Here is a 17,444-nt window from a genome sequence, read left to right as displayed (position 1 = left end):
GTGGCGGCTTACCGGGGCGGGGCCCTCCGGTCGGCAACTCAGGAGGTCGGCCGGGAGGCGGCCCGGGTACCGCATGTCTTGCCGGCTCGGTGCACGAGGACCTGAATTGTCGACACGAGCCTGACCGGAGCTCGCGCGCCAACACCCCCCCCCGAACGCCAGAACACGCCGCCCACCTCGAAAGATGAGCGGCGCGTCCTGGAGTCCCCCCGACCCCCGAGCCCCCGACCCCCCGGGGGCGAGAGCGGCCCTACACCGCCACGGGCCGCCGCGCCTCCTGGTCGACGAGCGCCCCGGCATCCCCCGCGGCGACGTCCACGGATTCGGCGTCGAGCGGACGACGCCGCACGAACCGCTTGAGCGCCACGAGCACGAACGCGGTCACGACCGTGCCGGACAGGATCGCCACGACCCACATGCCGAGGTTGCCGATCGCGAAGAACACGAAGATGCCGCCGTGGGGCGCCTCCGAGGTGACTCCGGCCGCCATCGAGATCGCGCCGGTGACCGCGCCGCCGATCATGGTGGAGGGGATGACGCGCAGCGGGTCGGCTGCGGCGAAGGGGATGGCTCCCTCGGAGATGAACGAGGCGCCCAGCAGCCAGGCCGCCTTGCCGTTCTCCCGCTCGGCGTCGGAGAAGCCGCGGCGGTAGAGCACGGTCGAGGCGAGCGCCATGGCGAGCGGCGGGACCATGCCCGCACCCATGACCGCGGCCATGATCTCGAGCGGCGCCGGGTGGGCGGCGCTGCCCGCGGAGAGTCCGGCGACGGCGAAGGCGTAGGCCACCTTGTTGACCGGGCCGCCGAGGTCGAAGCACATCATGAGGCCGAGGATGACGCCGAGCAGCACCGCGCCCGAGCCGGTGAGCGAGTTGAGGAAGAGGGACAGCTCGCGCGTGAGCCAGGCGATCGGCCCGCCGAGCACCAGGAGCAGCAGCCCCGAGGCCACGATGGACGCCAGCAACGGGATGATCACGACCGGCATGAGCCCGCGCAGCCAGCGTGGAACGTCGGGCTTCTGCAGCAGCAGCGCCGCCCCACCGGCGAGGAGGCCTCCGGCGAGCCCGCCGATGAAGCCGGCGCCGAGGAAGACCGAGACCGCGCCGGCGACGAAGCCGGGAGCGATGCCGGGGCGTCCGGCCATGGCGTAGGCGATGTAGCCGCTCAGCGCTGCGACGAGGAAGCCGAGCGAGAGCCCGCCGATCTGGAAGGCCGCCGCGCCCAGGTAGAACAGCAGCCCCTGCGGAGGCAGGTGGACCAGCGAGTAGTTCGTCAGCGCGTAGACGGCGTTGTTGACGGTGTGGCCGCTCGCGGTCACGGCGAGGCGGTCGCCGCCGAGCAGGAAGCCCAGCGCGATCAACAGACCGCCGCCGGCGACGAAGGGGATCATGTACGAGACGCCGGTCAGCAGCCAGGTCTTGAGCGACGAGCCGAAGCCGACCCGGGCGGTCCCGCCGGCACCGTAGCCGGCCGCACCAGCACCCGCGGCAGAACCAGCACCGGCCCCACCCCCGGCCACCCGCGCCGCGGCGGGGTTCGACGCCGCGGCGATGGCCTCCTCGACCATCGCGGCCGGCTCGTCGACCCCGCGCTTGACCGGCCCCTGCACGACGGGCTTGCCGGCGAAGCGCTCCTTGTCACGCACTTCGACGTCCACCGCGAAGATCACGGCGTCGGCGGAGGCGATCACGGCCGGATCGAGCGGCGTCACCTTGCCGGACCCCTGCGTCTCGATCTGCAGGTCGGCCCCGAGCCGCTTGGCCGCCGCGACCAGCGCGTCCGCCGCCATGTAGGTGTGCGCGATGCCGGTCGGGCACGCGGTCACGCCGACGAGGCGGACCCGGGCGGCACCGGCAGCGCCCGCGGCACCGGCAGCGCCCGCAGCACCGGCAGCGCCCGCAGCACCGGCAGCGCCGGCAGCCCCAGAAGCATCGGAAACGTGGGATGCACCGCCCGCCCCCTCCTCCGCCGAAGAGGTCCCGGTCACGCCCCGAGCCGCGTCCACCTCGCCGCCGACCTCGTCGTCGACGAGCTTCACGATGTCGGCGGGGGTGGCGGCGGCGCGCAGCGCGGCGGTGAAGTCGTCCCGGATCAGTGCCCGCGCCAGCGTGGACAGCACGGTCATGTGGTCGCCGTCGGCGCCCTCGGGCACGGCGATCATGAAGACGATGTCGGCGTCGCCGTCGGGAGCGCCGAAGTCGACCGTGCGCGCCAGGCGGGAGAACGCGAGCGTCGGCTCGGTCACCGACGCCGAACGGGCGTGGGGGATCGCGATGCCGCCGGGCACGCCGGTGCCGACCGAGGCCTCGCGCTTGATGGCGTCGTCGGCGAGCGAAGCGGCATTGCCGGCTCGGCCGACGCCGGCGACGCGCGCGGCGAGGGCGCGGATGACCTCGGACGACGAGGCGCCCAGGTCTTCGTCGAGACCGACGAGGTCGGTGCTGATGAGTGTGGACATGGCGTGTAGCTCCTTTGCTGCAGGGTTCGGGGGGATCGGCGTCGTGCCGAGGTGCGGCCGGGACGACCGTCGGGGTGCGGCCGGGACGACCGCCGAGGGGCGGTCGGGACGACCGGAGGGGTCAGAGGGACGGGACGGAGGGGGACTCGGCGACCGCGACGACGGTCACGGCGTCGGGATCGGTCTGGTCGAGGGAGGGGACGACGCTGCCCGGCAGCGACGCCGCGGCGGCTCCGGAGGCGACGGCCTGCGCCAGCCGACGGGCGGGGGTGGCCCCGCTCGTCTCGGCGAGCAGGTAGCCCGACAGGGAGGAGTCGCCGGCGCCCACGGTGGAGAGCGCGACGATCTTCGGCGCCCGGGCGAACCAGGCTCCCTCGCGGGTGACGAGGGCGGCCCCGGCGCTGCCGAGGGTGAGCAGGACGGCCGTCACGCCGCGGTCGAGGAGGAGGCGCGCGCCGGCCACCGCAGCGGCCGGGTCGCTCTCGTAGCGAGCGGGGTCGCCGCCGACGACCTCGGCCAGCTCTTCGGCGTTCGGCTTGACGAGGTCGATCGTGAGCCCGGATTCGAGGAGGGCTCGGAACGGGGCTCCCGACGAGTCGACGGCGATCTTGGGCGCCGCGTCGCCGCAGGTCACGCGGACCGCCTGCACGACGCCGGCCAGGAAGTCGTCCGGCAGCCCCGGCGGCAGCGAGCCGGCCAGCACCAGCCACTGCGCCGACGGCGCGTGCTCGACGACGAGGTCGACGAGGCCCTGGGCGTGCCCCGACAGGTCGGGCCCCGGCTCGTTGATCTTGGTCGTGGTGCCGCTCGGTTCGGTGAGCGTGACGTTGGCGCGCAGGCGCCCGGCGATCGGCAGGTTGGCGGTGGCGACGCCGCGGGCCCGCAGGGCCACGAGCACGGGGTCGTCGAGGGCTCCGGGCAGGATGGCGACGGTGTCGGCGCCCGAGGCGACGAGCGCCCGCGAGACGTTGACGCCCTTGCCGCCCGGTTCGTCGCTCGAGCCGAGCGATCGCTGCACTTCGCCGCGGGACAGCGCGCCGGAGAGCTCGATCGTGCGGTCGAGGGACGGGTTGGGGGTCACGGTGATGATCATGCGACGATCACCTCGACATCGGCGGACGCAAGCGCCTCGGCCAGGTCGGCGGCGGGCGGTGCGTCGGTGACGACCGTGTCGATCTCGTCCAGTCGGGCGAATCGCATCAGCGCCTCCTCGCCCTGCTTCGACGAGTCGGCGACGGCGACGACCCGCCGGGCGGCCCGGACGTAGGCCGTCTTGACGGCACCCTCCAGCTCGTCCGGCGTCGAGAGGCCGAAGCCGGCCGAGAGTCCGTTCGTGCCGACGAACGCGATGTCGGGCCGGAGGGCGGCGATCTGCTCGACGGTGGCCGTGCCCACGGCTGCACTGGTCAGCCCGCGGACCCGGCCGCCGAGAAGCCGCAGGTCGATGTGCGGGCTGTGCTGCAGCAGGGCGGCGATCGGCACGGCGTTGGTCACGACGGTGAGCACGGTGCCGACGGTGGCGGGCTGCCAGGATGCGAGCTCGGCGGCGACGGCCGCGGTGGTCGTGCCGGCGTCGAGGGCGATCGAGCCGACGAAGGTCGAGGGCACGAGGCGGGCGGCGGCGCGGGCGATGGCCTGTTTGCCCGGCCCCGACCGGCCCTCGCGCTCGGCGACGCTGAGCTCGGCGACGCTGGTGTGCCCGGACACGACGGCCCCGCCGTGCACCCGCTGCAGCGCGCCGGCCTGCTCGAGCGCGTCGAGGTCGCGGCGGATGGTCTCGGTGGTGACGTCGAGGCGGGCGGCGAGATCGGCGACGGCCACCCGGCCCGTACTGCGCAGCGACGACAGGATCGAGTCGTGTCGCTCGAGTGCGTACATGCGGTGACCTCCTCGTCACGATCGTCGGAATCACCTTCGGATTCCTGTGCTTTCCGAGACCATAGGCCCATTTCGCAGACGAAGCAAGAAGAACGAAGAATAAACAACACGTGGGATGCACGGCGTACCGTCGAGGAATGCCTCCTCGTGTCTCCCGCCGCGCCCGCACCGACCTCCGCTTCACCGGCCGCATCGCCGGGGTCGGCACGAGTCGGGGCCCCCGCTTCGTGGTGGGCATGTGGGAGACGTCGCCGCTCGGCCGTTTCGTCGACGTGATGGTGGAGGACGGGGCCGGCCACCGCATCCTCCTCGCCCCCAGTCCCGACGTCGCCGACTTCGTGAGCGCCACCTACACGTTCGACGAGGTGCGGTTCCTGCCGGTGTCGTGGCGGAAAGTCGACGGCGGGCTGCGGGTCGTCGCGGGTGGTCCGACGGAGCCCGTGCTCGACCTGCGCCTCGGTATCGGCGGCATCTCCGGGCTCGGCATGCTCCTCCGGGCGGTCCCGTCCGCCTTCGCCACGGCGCCCGGCTGGCTCCGGCTGATCGATCCGATCGCGCGCGTCCTGGTGCCCGGCTCGGCCACGGCGGGCACCGCCGGCGGCGACCGTCGCGAGTACTACGGCGTCACGCTCGCCCGGCGGATCGTGAGTCTCGAGGGGACCTGGGAGGGCGCCGACCTGGGCGTCCTCGCCCGACTGGACCCGCCGGTCACGTTCGGCTTCGGCTCGGCGCCCGCGAGCCCCTCCCTCGTCGACGTGACCACCACGATCCGCTAGCCCCGAGTTACGACTGCGGCGCGAATCCGACCACGAACTCGAACGCGCCCACGCCGTCGATCCCGCCGGTCACGACCGCCCCGGGAGCGAGCGGACCCACCCCGGAGGGCGTCCCCGTCATGATGAGGTCGCCCGGTGCGAGCTCCCAGGCGTTCGAGGCGGAGGCGACGATGTCGGCGACCGGCCAGATCATGTCGGCGAGGTCGCCGTCCTGGGCGACGACGCCGTCGACGGCCAGCCAGATGCGGCCCGCGGACGGGTCGACCGAGGCGGCCGGCACCAGCGGCGTGATCGGGGCCGAGGCGTCGAAGCCCTTGGCCACGTCCCACGGACGACGGGTGTCCTTCGCCTCCTGCTGCCGGTCGCGGCGCGTGAGGTCGACGCCGACGCCGTAGCCCCAGACGTGTTCGAGGGCGGAGGTGGCCGGAATCGACGCCCCGCCGACCCCGATCGCCACGACGAGCTCGATCTCGAACTCGAGCTGCGCGGTCAGCGGCGGGTAGGGCACGGTGCCCGAAGCCGGGAGGACTGCGTCTCCCGGCTTCGTGAAGAAGAAGGGCGGCTCGCGGTCGGGGTCGCTGCCCATCTCGCGGGCGTGATCGGCGTAGTTGCGACCGACGCAGAGGATCCGCCGCACCGGGAACCGCGCGCCGGACTCGGACCCGGGCTCGGAGCCCGACCCCGGATCGGCGACAGCCAGTGTGGGCAGAGGGGCGGGGGTGACGACGAACTCGGTCATGGCGGAACCCTTCGGTGAGTGGACGGGGTGGGCGGCTACAGCAGCCGCACGGGCGCGCCCGCGGCGAACGCCAGTACGTCCTCCACGGCCTGCCCGTAGAACTCGGCGTAGACCTCGCGGGTGACGTAGCCGAGGTGGGGGAGGAGGAGGACGTTCGAGAGCGACCGCAGCGGATCCTTCAGCGGCAGCGGCTCGACGTCGAACACGTCGAGGGCGGCGCCGGCGATCGTGTCGACCATCAGCGCCATCATCAGCGCCTCGCCGTCGACGATCGGCCCCCGCGACGTGTTGACGATAAAGGCGGTCTCCTTCATCGTCGCGAGCTCCTCCGCGCCGACGAGGCCGCGGGTGCCGTCGTTCAGCGGCACGTGGACGGAGACGAAGTCCGAGGTCTCGAACAGCTCCGCGAAGCCCACCGCGGTGACGCTCGCGGCCTCGGCCCGGCCGGCGTCGAGGTGTGGGCTCCAGGCCACCACGTGCATGCGGAACGCGTTCGCCAGCTCGGCGACCCAGGTGCCCTGCTTGCCCAAACCGATCAGCCCGAGGGTCTTCCCCTCGAGCCGGGTGCCGATGGTGTGCTGCCAACCGCCGTCGTGCATCCCACGATCTTCGGCCGTGATGTTGCGGGCCAGGGCGATCATCATGCCGATCGTGAGCTCGGCCACCTCACGGCCGCTGCCCGTCGTGCCGCTGACCGTGATGCCGAGCCGGCGGGCGGCGTCGAGGTCGATGGCAGCGTTGTGCAGTCCGGTGGTCACCAGAAGGCGGAGGGCGGGGAGGCGTTCGAGGAGCGACGCCGGGAACGCGGTGCGCTCGCGCATGGCGACGATCACCTCGCTGTCGGCGAGCTGCTCGACGAGCTCGTCCTCGTCCGACACATGGTCGTGCAGCACCGCGATCTCGTAGGCGTCGCGGACGGCGCTCCAGTCGGCCGAGTCGAGGGCGACGCCCTGGTGGTCGTCGAGGATCGTGAGGCGCGCGGGCATGCCGAAAGGCTACCGGTGTCGTCTAAACGGGGGATGCACGGATCGCTCTCCGAGCATGGCTCACGTCTCGGGGTACAGAGTGGACAGATCGGTCTGTCACCACTTCGCGTGATTGTGACCTCCAAGCTCGATCACCTAGCGTGGACATGACCCGAACGCCCACCCCTCACCAGGGTCGCCCACCCTCCGACTCGGACCCGACACCGACAGGAACCCCTCGCCCATGCGGCTCGCCCCCACGCCTTCAGCGCCTTTTGCTCACGGCTCCTTCGATCGCTCGACCGGAAGCACCCGATGACCGCAGTGACCGCAGGAGAAGCCTCCCACGAGGAGGCGACCGACAAGGCGTCCAGCAGGCTCTTCGGCCGCGGCCTCCTGTATGTCGTCGTCCTGTCGCTCCAGCTGCTCGTCTCCACGATCGTGTCGCCGTTCCTCGCGCACCTGGTCGGGCCCGCCGAGTTCGGCGCCATGGCGTCCGCGCAGGCGATCTTCCAGGTGCTGAGCGTGGCCGCCCTCCTGGGCCTCGACGACGCCCTCGTCCTTCAGCGCGCGGAGAGCGCGGAGAAGGACGACCGCTCGGCGAGGGGCCTCGTCACCGTCGCCATCCTGCTGGCCTTCGCGGTCACGGTCGTCGCGCTCGTGACCCTGCCGCTCTGGGTCGGGCCAGTCGGCCTGACCGGCAACGAGACCCTGGTGGCCGTCGTCATCCTCTGGATCGGTCCGTCGGCGTCGGTCCTGGTCATGCTGGCCCTGCTCGTCGCCCAGGACCGCCTGGGCGCCTTCGTCTCGATCAGCCTCGTGTCGGCCGTCGCCGGCTCCATCGTCGGCATCGTCCTCCTCGTCACTACGACGCACAGCATCGTCGCCTACGCCTGGGGCACCGTGATCTGCCAGTTCGTGGCGATGGTCATGGGCATCATCGTCGTCCGCCCCACCCTCGCCGGGTTCCAGCAGCGCGACATAATCGGGCGGGCGCTCCGTCTCGGCATCCCCCTCGTCTTCACCAACCTCTCGTACTTCGTGCTCAACGCGGGCGACCGGATCATCCTCCAGCGCGACCTCGGGTCGGCCCAGGTCGGCCGCTACCAGGTCGCCTACGTGATCGGCTCCGCGGTGGTCCTGCTGCTGAACTACACGACCGGCGCCTGGGCCCCGCAGTTCGCCGCGCTCCGCGACCCGAAGGCGCGTCTCGAGCTCGCCCTCCGCTCGCGCGACGAGCTCTACCGACTGCTGGTGCCGATCATCATCGCGGTGACGCTGGTCGCCCCGCTGGCCCTGCGCATCCTCGCCCCCTCGACGTTCCAGCCTCAGGGCCTCACGTTCATCGTCTACCTCGTGTCGCTGACGGCGTTCGCGGTGGCCGCGGGAGGCTCGATCGGGCGGCTGCTCATGGTCGCCCGTCGCTCGAAGACGATCGGCATCAACGCGGCCGCGGCGGCCGTGCTGAACATCGTGTTGAACATCGTCCTCGTCCCGCCGCTCGGCATCGCCGGCTCCGCGGTGGCCACGCTCATCTCGTTCGCCGTGCTGGCGATCCTCGGCTGGGTCTTCCTGCCGCAGCGCAAGGAGTGGCGCCGCCCGAACACGCGGCTCCTCGCCACGATCGCCGGCTCGATCGCGATCGCGGGCCTCTCGCAGCTGATCCCCGAGACCGAGTTCTGGAACATCGTCAAGGCCGTCCTCGCCTTTGCGTGCCTGCCCTGGTTCTTCGTGCGTCTGCGCGCCGCCCGGACCCCGTCGGTGCCCGAGGCGGGAGACGAAGTCGTCGAGAACGACGAGCTGGACGCCGCCGCGTCGGTGTCCGAGGTGCCGGCCTCCGCTGTGCCGAGCTCCGCTGTGCCGTCCTCGGACGTGTCGACCGCCGACGCCTCGACCGCCCCGACCTCCCCCGTCGCGAAGACAGAGAGCACCGACCTGTGACCGAACCCATCGTGCTCGCCCATCCCGACCCGGAGGGCCCGGCGCCGCGTCTCGTCGTGCACGTCGACCTCGACGGTCCCGATCCGGTCCTCACGGGCGATGGAAGCCACACCTCGGCCATGGCGATCGGCTACCGGCAGGGCATCCCCCTCGGCACCGTCGACTTCGCCCTGACCGACGACCCCGCCGATGCGGTGGCCGCCCTGGCCCCTCTGCACGCGCTCGTGGTCCCCGACCGCGGCCCCGCCGACGTCGACGTCGCGCCGGACCACCTGCCGGGCATCACCGTCGTCGTCTGCAGCATCGTGAACCGCGAGGACGACCTGCGTCTGCTTCTCGAGACGTTCGCCGCCATCGACTACCCGAAGGCCGAGTTCGTGCTGGTCGACAACCGGCCGATCGTGCCGGCCGACGACCCGCTGCCGGGCATCCTCGAGGTCTTTCCCGGCGTGCGACTCGTGCACGAGCCCCGCCCGGGCCTCAGCACCGCGCGCAACGCCGGCGTCCGGGCCGCGCGGAACGAGGTCGTCGTGTTCACCGACGACGACGTGCGCGTGAACCCCGACTGGCTGCACGTCATCGGCCGCCGCTTCGCACAGCCCGACGGCATCGACGCCCTGAGCGGTCTGATCCTGCCCGCCGAGCTCGAGACCCCGGCGCAGATCTGGTTCGAGGGCTACTACGGCGGCTTCGCGGGCGAGCGCACCTTCGCGCCGCTCGCCTTGGAGGCCGTGACCGACCTGCCCGGACCCGTGCGCGGCTCCCTCCTGCGAGTGACGGACGCGCGCGGCGCCGAGGTCAAGCGCCTCCCGATCTACGGCGTGGGCGCCTACGGGGCCGGCGCGAACATGGCCTTCCGTCGCAGCGCCCTGACGCGCATCCGCGGCTTCGACGACGCCCTCGGCACCGGCACCCCCGCCAAGGGCGGCGAAGACCTGGCCGCGAACATCGACGTCCTCTGGACCGGTGGCCGTCTGGCCTTCGAACCCCGTGCCGTCGTCCACCACAAGCACCGCGAGGACTTCCCCGACCTCGAGAAGCAGCTCACCGCCTACGGCCTCGGCTTCACGGCCATGCTGACTTCGCTGATCACGCGGGATCCGAGGCACCTCGTCGCACTCGGCTGGCAGGTGCCGACCGCGGCCGCCCGCCTCGGCAAGCGAGCGGTGGATCGCCTCCGCGGTCGCTCGATCGCCGATACCGAGCCGGAGACCCCGCGTCCCGACCTGGGCGACGCCTTCCCGAAGTCACTCGTCTCCACCGAGCTCCGCGGTTTTCCGCAGGGCCCGGGCGCCTACTTCCGCAGCCGCCGTCGTTGGCTCGACCTGAACCGAAAGCAGCAGCAACGATGACCGCCCAACTGGATCGAACCACGACGACGGCCACCCGCCTGCGCACACCGCTCCGCGCCGCCGAGATCGGCCTGAGCGTCCTCGCCCTCGTCGCGGCCCTGCTGATCCTGCTCGACCCTCCCGGGGTGGTGCGCGCCGTGGTCGTCCTGATCCCGAGCCTCCTGCTGCCGGGCTGGGTCGCCGTGCGGCGGTTCCCGGGGCTCGAGCCGGCCTCCCGACTCCTCTTCACCGCCGTCGGCAGCATCGTCCTGCTCACCGCGGTGTCGCTCCTGATGGTGGTGACGCACCTCTGGCACCCGAGGCTCGTCGTCGCCGTGATCCTGGTGCTCGCGGCGGCTGCGGTGGTGCTGCGCCCGGTCGGCGGCGACCTGCGCCTCGCCGAGACGCCGGCCCGGGCATCCTCGTCGCCCTCGTCTTCGCCCTCGCCCTCGTCCTCGCTTTCGGGCGGTGCCGGTCGACGCGCGCTGCCGTGGCTCGCTCTCGCCGTCGGTGCCGCGCTCTGGGTGGTCGGGCTCGCCCTGACGAACTCGACGTCGCTCGGCTCGTACGGCCTGCTCGCCGCCTTCCCCGTGTTCTGGTACCTCGCGGTCGCCCTCGTCTTCGCCGTCGTGCTCTACGGCCTGTTCACCGCCCAGCGGGCGCGCGGCGTGCTGGCGGCAGGGCTCGGGCTCCTCGTCACGATCCTCTACATGTCCGCCAACCTCGTCGAGAACGCGCCGCGGCTGCCCTGGCTCTACAAGCACATCGCCGTGACCGCGTACATCGAGGCGCACGGCAGCGTGAATCCCTCGATCGACATCTACAACCGCTGGCCCGGATTCTTCTCCTTCTCGGCGTCGCTCGGCACGGCCATCGGCTACACGAACCCCGTCAGCTACGCCGGCTGGGCGGAGCTCGCGTTCGCCCTTGTCGACGCCGTCCTGGTGCTGGCGATCGTCCGCACCCTGACCGCGAACCGTCGTCTCGCCTGGACGGCCGTCCTCGTGTTCTCGATCGTCAACTGGATCGGCCAGAACTACTACTCGCCTCAGGCCTTCGCGTTCGTGCTCTACCTGACGATCGTCCTGCTCGCACTCAAGACCCTGCGCGGCGACCCGCGCCGCGTGATGCGCTGGTTCGAGGCGAAGCTCGGCGCACCCGCACGCCGCCGCGGCCTCGCGCTCAACGCCGAGGTCGTGGCCGTCACCACCGGTCGCCGCGGCCGCATCGTGGCCATCGTCGCGATCCTCCTGCTGCAGGCCGTCATCGTGGTCAGCCACCAGCTCACGCCCTACGTGGCGATCCTGACGCTGCTGCCGCTCTTCGTGCTCGGCTACCTGCGTCCGCTCTGGGTCGCCGTCGCCCTCGTCGTGCTCCCGGTGGCGTACCTCGTACCGAACCTCGGCTACGTTCAGCAGCACTTCGGGCTCTTCTCGAGCTTCGACCCCCTCGCCAATGCCACGACGGCCTCCGTCTCGAGCGTCGGCGTCTCGCAGGCGGCAGCGCTCCAGAGTCACGGGGTGCAGTTGCTGACGGTGCTCACGATCGTGCTGGCGCTCGCCGGCTTCGTCCGCCGAATCCTCCAAGGGCACATCCGCACCACCCTCATCGTGGCCTGGCTCGCGTTCGCCCCGGTGTTCACGTTCTTCGGTCAGAGCTACGGCGGCGAGGGCAAGTTCCGCGTCGTCCTGTTCGGCCTGCCGTTCTACGCCCTCGGGATCGGGTGGCTGTTCTGGTCGAGCCGACCCCGGGGCGCCGCGCAGGCTGCGCCGGGTGGTGCCCCGCTGCTCGCCGGCGCCGGGCAGCCGCTGCTCGCGGGCGCAGCGCAGCCGGCCGAGTCGGCGCACCCGCGGCGTCGCAACCTCCTCCTCGGCGTCACGACGACGGTGCTGCTCGCCCTCTTCGTCGGCACCTACTACCAGGCCGAGGCCGCCGTGAAGGTGGACGACTCCGACGTCAAGAGCGCCGAGTGGCTCGACGCCCGGTTCGGCCCGCAGGACGTCGTCGTCAGCCTCGGCGACGACTTCCCGTACCTGATCGGCGCGAACTACCCGAACTACTCCGGGTACCAGCAGGCGGGCTCCTTCGCCGACATCAAGACCTACACGCAGAACGTCGTCGACGCCTCCACCGCGGTCACCCTCCTGAAGCAGTACGCCCCCCAGGGACACATCTGGATCGCGTTCTCGGACGCCCAGAACCACGCAGCCGAGGTCGCCGGGTTCTTCACTGCCGGGCAGCTGGAGTCCCTGGAGGCCGCCGTCGCGAAGGAGTCCACCCTGCGGTACGACAAGGACGGCGCGCGCGTCTACGACCTGACGAAGTAGCACGCTGCTGCTCTGCGCAGCGACCGGGCCTGCGGTCGGCAATTCAGGCGGTCAGCTCCGCTTCGGTCCCGTGTTCCGTCCTCCGGGCCGCCGGATCACCAGCTGCCTGAGTTACCGACCGCGGCTCGGCTCCGTGGGCGGGCCTCCCATCCGGGTCTCGTATGACGCCCCGGTCGGCAACTCAGGCTGTCGGTTCCGCTTCGGCTTCGTATCCCTCCCGTGGGCCCGCACGATGATCAGCCGCCTGAGTTGCCAACACGGCCCGGACCGGACACGAGCCGGCCCCCGCGGCCCCGCGGCCGCCGACGTCCGAGACAGGATCGGGCCGAGGGGAACCGATCCGCCGCGGCCGGACAATACAGGGTGTGGACGATCACACCCGAGACCAGACCGACTGGGCCCTCGCCGTCGAGGGAGACGGCAAGGCCTTCGGGCGTGTCTTCGACCGGCACGCGGCCCGCCTCCACCGACACGCCGTGCCGCTGGTGCCGACGCCCGTCGATGCGGACGACGTCGTGGCTCTCGTCTTCCTCGAGGCCTGGCGCAAGCGCACCACCGTCCGGTTCGTCGACGGTTCTCTGCTGCCCTGGCTCCTCGTGACCGCCACCAACTCCGCGCACAACCTCTCGCGGGGCCACCGACGGTACCGCTCGTTCCTCAGCCGCTTCCCCGTCGACGAGCCCGTGCCCGACCCGGCCGACGGGCTGGCGAATCGCGAAGGCGAGGCCATCGACGCCTTGAGGATGCTTGCGGTGGCCGACCAGCGCATCCTCACCCTCTGCCTCGTCGAGGGACTCGGCGAACGGGAGGCGGCGACCGTGCTCGGCGTCGCGCCCGGCACCGTCAAGTCCCGACTCCACCGGGCGAAAGCTCGGCTCCAGAAGCAGTACCTCGCCAGCATCCCACCCCTCGGAGGCCTCTCGTGACCCAGTCGAAACCACCCGTCCCGTCCCCGCGGTTGTCGCGGATGCGCGACGCCCTCATTGCCGACGTCGAGGCTCAGCCGTTCCGCCGGAGGTCGCCGAGGCGCCGGACCATCGTCGGCGTCACGTCGGCGTTCGTCGTGGCGGGCGCGCTGAGCGGCGGGCTCACGGCCGCCGCGGCCGTCACCGCGCTGGCCCCGGATCCTGCCGAGGGCCTCATCGCGGCGACCGCGACCTATGCCCTGACCGACGCCACCCACGGCACCCTCGTCGGCACGCCCGTGTATCGGACGGGCAGCGGCCACGGGGTCATCGACCTCGGGGTCCCGCCGGCGGGGGCGGACGCGGTCGCGATCGGCTTCCAGTGCCTCGAACCCGGGACCTTCTCGCAGAAGCTCGGTGACGCCCCCAGCGTCATCCCGGGCGACTGCGGCGACGACGCGTCGACGGCGCCGTCCACGAAGAACCCCGAGGGGCAGGTCATGGGCCTGACGAGCCGCGGCGACCTGACGTACACGATCGACGGCTCCGCTCGGTGGGCGCTCTGGATCTCGTGGGGAAAGCTGCCCACCCAGGCCGGTGCGTCGTCGTCACAGGTGGACGCCGTCGCCGACGGGCAGGTCACCCGCGCGGAGTACGTGATCGCGTTCAACCGCTACGAGGCCTGCATGGCCCAGGCCGGCTTCGAGATCAACGCCCCCGACAACGGTGGAACGTTCGAGTACGGCATCCCGGGCGCCGGCCTCGCCGTCTCCGACACGACCTGCTACCCCCGCGAGTTCGCTCAGGTCGACGCGATCTGGCAGACGGAGCACCCCGGGCCCTGACGGGCCGTCGAACGGGAATGGGGGATGCCCGGCGGCGGTTCGATCGACCATGAAGCGCATCGGATTCCTCTCCTTCGGCCACTGGCAGCCCGTGCCCGGCTCGCAGACGCAGACGGCGGGCGACGTGCTCAAGCAGACCATCGAGTTGGCCGTCGCCGCCGAGGAGATCGGCATCGACGGCGCCTACGTCCGTGTCCACCACTTCGCCCGGCAGCTCGCCTCCCCGTTCCCGCTGCTGGCGGCGATGGCGGCCCGCACCTCCCGCATCGAGCTCGGCACCGGCGTGATCGACATGCGCTACGAGAACCCGCTGTACATGGCGGAGGAGGCCGCGGCCGCCGACCTCATCAGCGACGGGCGTCTGCAGCTCGGCGTGAGCCGGGGATCACCCGAGACCGCGCTCAACGGCTTCGAAACGTTCGGATTCGTGCCCGACGGCACCGACCCGGAGGGGGCGGACCTGGCCCGCGAGCACGTGGGCGTGTTCCTCCAGGCCATCCAGGGAGCAGGGGTGGCCCGCGCCAACCCCGCCATGACGGGCACGACCGGCGCGCTGGCGATCACACCCCAGTCGCCCGGATTGTCCGACCGCGTCTGGTGGGGCTCGGGCACCCGCGCGACCGCCGAGTGGACCGCCGAACAGGGCATGAACCTGCAGAGCTCGACGCTCCTGACCGAAGACACCGGGGTGCCGTTCGACGAACTTCAGGCCGAGCAGATCGAGCGGTACCGAGCGGCCTGGAAGCGTGCGGGCTGGCAACGCGAGCCGCGGGTGTCGGTCAGCCGGAGCATCCTGCCGATCACCACCGACCTCGACCGGCGCTACTTCGGCGGCCGCGCGGAAGACGCGGACGACCAGGTCGGCTACCTCGGCGGAACGCTGGCCCGCTTCGGCAAGAGCTACGTGGGCGAGCCCGACGCGATCGCCGCCTCGCTGGCCCAGGACGCCGCGGTGGCTGCTGCCGACACGGTGCTGCTCACCGTGCCGAACCAGCTGGGCGTCGCCTTCAACGCGCGGATGCTGCAGACGATCGCCGACCACGTCGCCCCGTCGATCGGGTGGACGCCTAACCTGGCCGGGGCCGGAAAGAACGACTAGGGGGTGGCTCGGGGGGTGGCCCGGGCATCCCACCGTGCTTGGATCGCGGGGTAGAGCAGCTCGAGGTCGCGCGGCAACGACTGCTTGACCTCGCGGCTCTGCGCATCGGCGAGGACCTCCTCGGCCCCGGCCTCGACGCCGTCGAAGGTCTGCTCGGCCACCGTCTCGGGGCTGATCTTGACCTTGATCTTGCGCGCCATGTCGGTGTCGATGAATCCGGCGTGGACTCCGACGACCTGGGTGCCCTGGCCGCGCAACTCCACCCGGACGCCGTTCGTGAGCGCCCAGGCCGCCGACTTCGAGGCGCCGTACGAGCCGCTCGCGGGAGGAGTGAACCAGCTCGCCACGCTGAGCATGTTCACCACGGCGCCTCCGCCGTTCGCCCGCAGGACAGGTGCGAACGCGCGGACCATCGACAGCGTGCCGAAGTAGTTGACCTCCATCTCGCGGCGCGCGTCGTCGAGAGTCGGGGCGCCGACGAGCGGGGCGAGCAGCATGATGCCGGCATTGTTGACGAGGAGGTCGACGTCGGGCGCCTGGGCCGCGGCCGCTGCGACCTGCTCGGGATCGGTGACGTCGAGCCGGAGGGGCACGAGGCGGGCGTCGTCGTACTCGAGGGGCTCGCGGGCCGCGCAGTAGACGCGCTTCGCGCCCCGGGCGAGCAGCTCGGCGACGAATGCGACGCCGAGGCCGCGGTTCGCTCCGGTGACGAGGGCGGTGGATCCGGCGATCTTCATGGGGCCAGCCTGGCACCCGGGGAGTGGCCGCGTCGGTTATTCAGGCGGATGGTCGCGGGAGTCCCCTCTTCCGCGGGCTCTCGGGTGCTGGACGGCCGAGTGCCTGAGTTGCCGACGGTAGTGCCGCCCCGGGGCCGCCGGCTCGGCCGGGTCGTGGCGAGGGCCGTGGGATGCACGTGCCGCTGGTGCGATCGGGCGGCTCGACGGGTGCCGCCCCCGGGCTCTCGGGGCCGGGGAGCGTTGGCTATTCAGGCGTCTGCCCCGCCGACGCCTGGTCGAGCCGCAGCCGCGGGTGGCCGGTTCACGCGTGCCTGAATTGCCGACGGCAGCGCTGCCGGACCGGGGCCCGGCCCGGCACGAGCCCGACCGGACCCGAGCAGGGCTCGCTAGACGGAGACCCCGGCCATAGCCTCGGCGGTCAGCTCGACCGACCGCAGCCGGTCGGCGATCAGCGGCGACTGGTGCGCGACGATCAGCTCGTCGGCCTGCGCCGAGGCGGCGAAGGCCGTGAGGTACTCGCGCACCTCAGAGCCGGTCCCGAGCGCCGTGTACTTCATCATGTTGGCGATCTGGCGGCCGTTCGGCGTGGTCAGGAAGATGTCGATCTGGTCGTCGGTGTACTCCGGCGAGGAGGGGCCACGCGAGATCATGCCGCGCACGCGGGTGCGGCGGGTGGCGTCGAACTGCTCCTGCGCCTCGGCGGTCGACGAGGCGGCGACGACGTTGACGCCCGCGATGACGTGCGGCGCAGAGAGCTGCGCGGAGGGCGTGAACTCACGACGGTAGAACTCGACGGCGTCGTGCAGCAGATCGGGCGAGAAATGCGAGGCGAAGGCGTAGGGGAGGCCGTAGGCCGCAGCGAGCTGAGCCCCGAACATGGACGAGCCGAGGATGTACAGCGGCACGTTCGTCCCGGCACCGGGCACGGCCTGCACTCCGGCGACCCGCGACTCCCCGGCCAGGTAGCCCTGCAGCTCCAGGACGTCCTGCGGAAAGCTCTCGGCGGACATCGCATCGCGGCGCATCGCGTGCATCGTCGCCTGGTCGCTGCCGGGCGCCCGCCCGAGGCCGAGGTCGATCCGGCCGGGGTAGAGCGACGCGAGGGTGCCGAACTGCTCCGCGATGGTCAGCGGCGCGTGGTTGGGCAGCATGACGCCGCCGGAACCGAGGCGGATCGTCGACGTCTGCGACGCCACGTGGCCGATGAGGATGCTCGTGGCTGAGGACGCGATGGACGGCATGTTGTGGTGCTCGGCGTACCAGACCCGGCGGTAGCCGTTCCTCTCGGCCGCCTGCGCGAGGGCGACGCTGTTGGCGAAGCTCTCGGCGACGGTCTCTCCGGGGGCGATGGGAGCGAGATCGAGGATCGACAGGGGAATGGTCATAGTGACGTCAACAACGCGGGGCGCGGGATCGTTCCCGAACGGAGCGACGCCGGCCCGC

The 17,444-nt window shown here is 72.0% G+C and carries 14 protein-coding genes; 7 read left to right on the top strand and 7 right to left on the bottom strand.

Translation table 11 applies throughout. The annotated features are described in order from the left end of the window. Nucleotides 1–250: 250 nt before the first annotated feature. The 3 genes from ABEA39_RS14515 to ABEA39_RS14505 all read right to left on the bottom strand — a co-directional run bounded on the left by ABEA39_RS14515 (nucleotide 251) and on the right by ABEA39_RS14505 (nucleotide 4,336). Complete coding sequence (locus tag ABEA39_RS14515; protein ID WP_345376648.1) at nucleotides 251–2,458, bottom strand: PTS fructose transporter subunit IIABC; 2,208 nt, start codon at nucleotides 2,456–2,458, stop codon at nucleotides 251–253. Between the two features lie 121 nt (nucleotides 2,459–2,579). Beyond that, a complete protein-coding gene (locus ABEA39_RS14510; protein WP_345376647.1) occupies nucleotides 2,580–3,551 on the bottom strand; it encodes a 1-phosphofructokinase family hexose kinase in 972 nt (323 codons plus the stop codon). Beyond that, the gene (locus ABEA39_RS14505) at nucleotides 3,548–4,336 is read right to left on the bottom strand and encodes a DeoR/GlpR family DNA-binding transcription regulator (protein WP_345376646.1); all 789 of its coding nucleotides are present in this window, start codon (nucleotides 4,334–4,336) and stop codon (nucleotides 3,548–3,550) included. Before ABEA39_RS14505 ends, ABEA39_RS14510 begins: the two co-directional genes overlap by 4 nt. Before the next feature lie 137 nt (nucleotides 4,337–4,473). Between ABEA39_RS14505 and ABEA39_RS14500 the strand changes: the two genes are divergently transcribed. Continuing rightward, nucleotides 4,474–5,112, top strand: coding sequence for a hypothetical protein (locus tag ABEA39_RS14500; protein WP_345376645.1), 639 nt, complete (start codon nucleotides 4,474–4,476; stop codon nucleotides 5,110–5,112). 7 nt (nucleotides 5,113–5,119) lie between these two features. On the opposite strand, the gene ABEA39_RS14495 is transcribed toward ABEA39_RS14500, so the two are convergent. Both ABEA39_RS14495 and ABEA39_RS14490 read right to left on the bottom strand, forming a co-directional pair. Then, nucleotides 5,120–5,851 carry a fumarylacetoacetate hydrolase family protein gene (locus tag ABEA39_RS14495; RefSeq protein WP_345376644.1) on the bottom strand — a complete coding sequence of 244 codons (732 nt, stop codon included), beginning with the start codon at nucleotides 5,849–5,851 and terminating at the stop codon, nucleotides 5,120–5,122. 35 nt (nucleotides 5,852–5,886) lie between these two features. Next, nucleotides 5,887–6,837: a D-2-hydroxyacid dehydrogenase family protein gene (locus tag ABEA39_RS14490; RefSeq protein ID WP_345376643.1), complete on the bottom strand. Its 951-nt coding sequence runs from the start codon at nucleotides 6,835–6,837 to the stop codon at nucleotides 5,887–5,889. 294 nt (nucleotides 6,838–7,131) lie between these two features. On the opposite strand from ABEA39_RS14490, the gene ABEA39_RS14485 reads away from it, so the two are divergent. The 6 genes from ABEA39_RS14485 to ABEA39_RS14460 all read left to right on the top strand — a co-directional run bounded on the left by ABEA39_RS14485 (nucleotide 7,132) and on the right by ABEA39_RS14460 (nucleotide 15,264). Further along, a complete protein-coding gene (locus ABEA39_RS14485; protein ID WP_345376642.1) occupies nucleotides 7,132–8,757 on the top strand; it encodes an oligosaccharide flippase family protein in 1,626 nt (541 codons plus the stop codon). Continuing rightward, complete coding sequence (locus tag ABEA39_RS14480) at nucleotides 8,754–10,109, top strand: glycosyltransferase family 2 protein (RefSeq protein WP_345376641.1); 1,356 nt, start codon at nucleotides 8,754–8,756, stop codon at nucleotides 10,107–10,109. The genes ABEA39_RS14485 and ABEA39_RS14480 overlap by 4 nt, the downstream gene beginning before the upstream one ends. Continuing rightward, complete coding sequence (locus tag ABEA39_RS14475) at nucleotides 10,106–12,415, top strand: hypothetical protein (protein WP_345376640.1); 2,310 nt, start codon at nucleotides 10,106–10,108, stop codon at nucleotides 12,413–12,415. The genes ABEA39_RS14480 and ABEA39_RS14475 overlap by 4 nt, the downstream gene beginning before the upstream one ends. 365 nt (nucleotides 12,416–12,780) lie before the next feature. Further along, on the top strand, nucleotides 12,781–13,341 hold the full coding sequence (locus ABEA39_RS14470) for an RNA polymerase sigma factor (protein ID WP_345376639.1): 561 nt from the start codon (nucleotides 12,781–12,783) through the stop codon (nucleotides 13,339–13,341). After that, complete coding sequence (locus ABEA39_RS14465; RefSeq protein ID WP_345376638.1) at nucleotides 13,338–14,165, top strand: hypothetical protein; 828 nt, start codon at nucleotides 13,338–13,340, stop codon at nucleotides 14,163–14,165. The genes ABEA39_RS14470 and ABEA39_RS14465 overlap by 4 nt, the downstream gene beginning before the upstream one ends. A 49-nt stretch (nucleotides 14,166–14,214) precedes the next feature. Then, nucleotides 14,215–15,264: an LLM class flavin-dependent oxidoreductase gene (locus ABEA39_RS14460; protein ID WP_345376637.1), complete on the top strand. Its 1,050-nt coding sequence runs from the start codon at nucleotides 14,215–14,217 to the stop codon at nucleotides 15,262–15,264. Here the strand turns inward: ABEA39_RS14460 and ABEA39_RS14455 are convergent. After that, complete coding sequence (locus ABEA39_RS14455) at nucleotides 15,261–16,001, bottom strand: SDR family oxidoreductase (RefSeq protein WP_345376636.1); 741 nt, start codon at nucleotides 15,999–16,001, stop codon at nucleotides 15,261–15,263. The genes ABEA39_RS14460 and ABEA39_RS14455 overlap by 4 nt on opposite strands. Nucleotides 16,002–16,387: 386 nt before the next feature. Then, on the bottom strand, nucleotides 16,388–17,386 hold the full coding sequence (locus tag ABEA39_RS14450) for an LLM class flavin-dependent oxidoreductase (RefSeq protein ID WP_345376635.1): 999 nt from the start codon (nucleotides 17,384–17,386) through the stop codon (nucleotides 16,388–16,390). Between the last annotated feature and the right edge of the window lie 58 nt (nucleotides 17,387–17,444).

Source organism: Frondihabitans cladoniiphilus (assembly GCF_039544345.1).
GTDB classification, from domain to species: Bacteria; Actinomycetota; Actinomycetes; order Actinomycetales; family Microbacteriaceae; genus Frondihabitans; species Frondihabitans cladoniiphilus.
The sequence above is the reverse complement of the archived record's forward strand: the minus strand, read 5'-3'. Positions and strand labels throughout refer to the sequence as shown.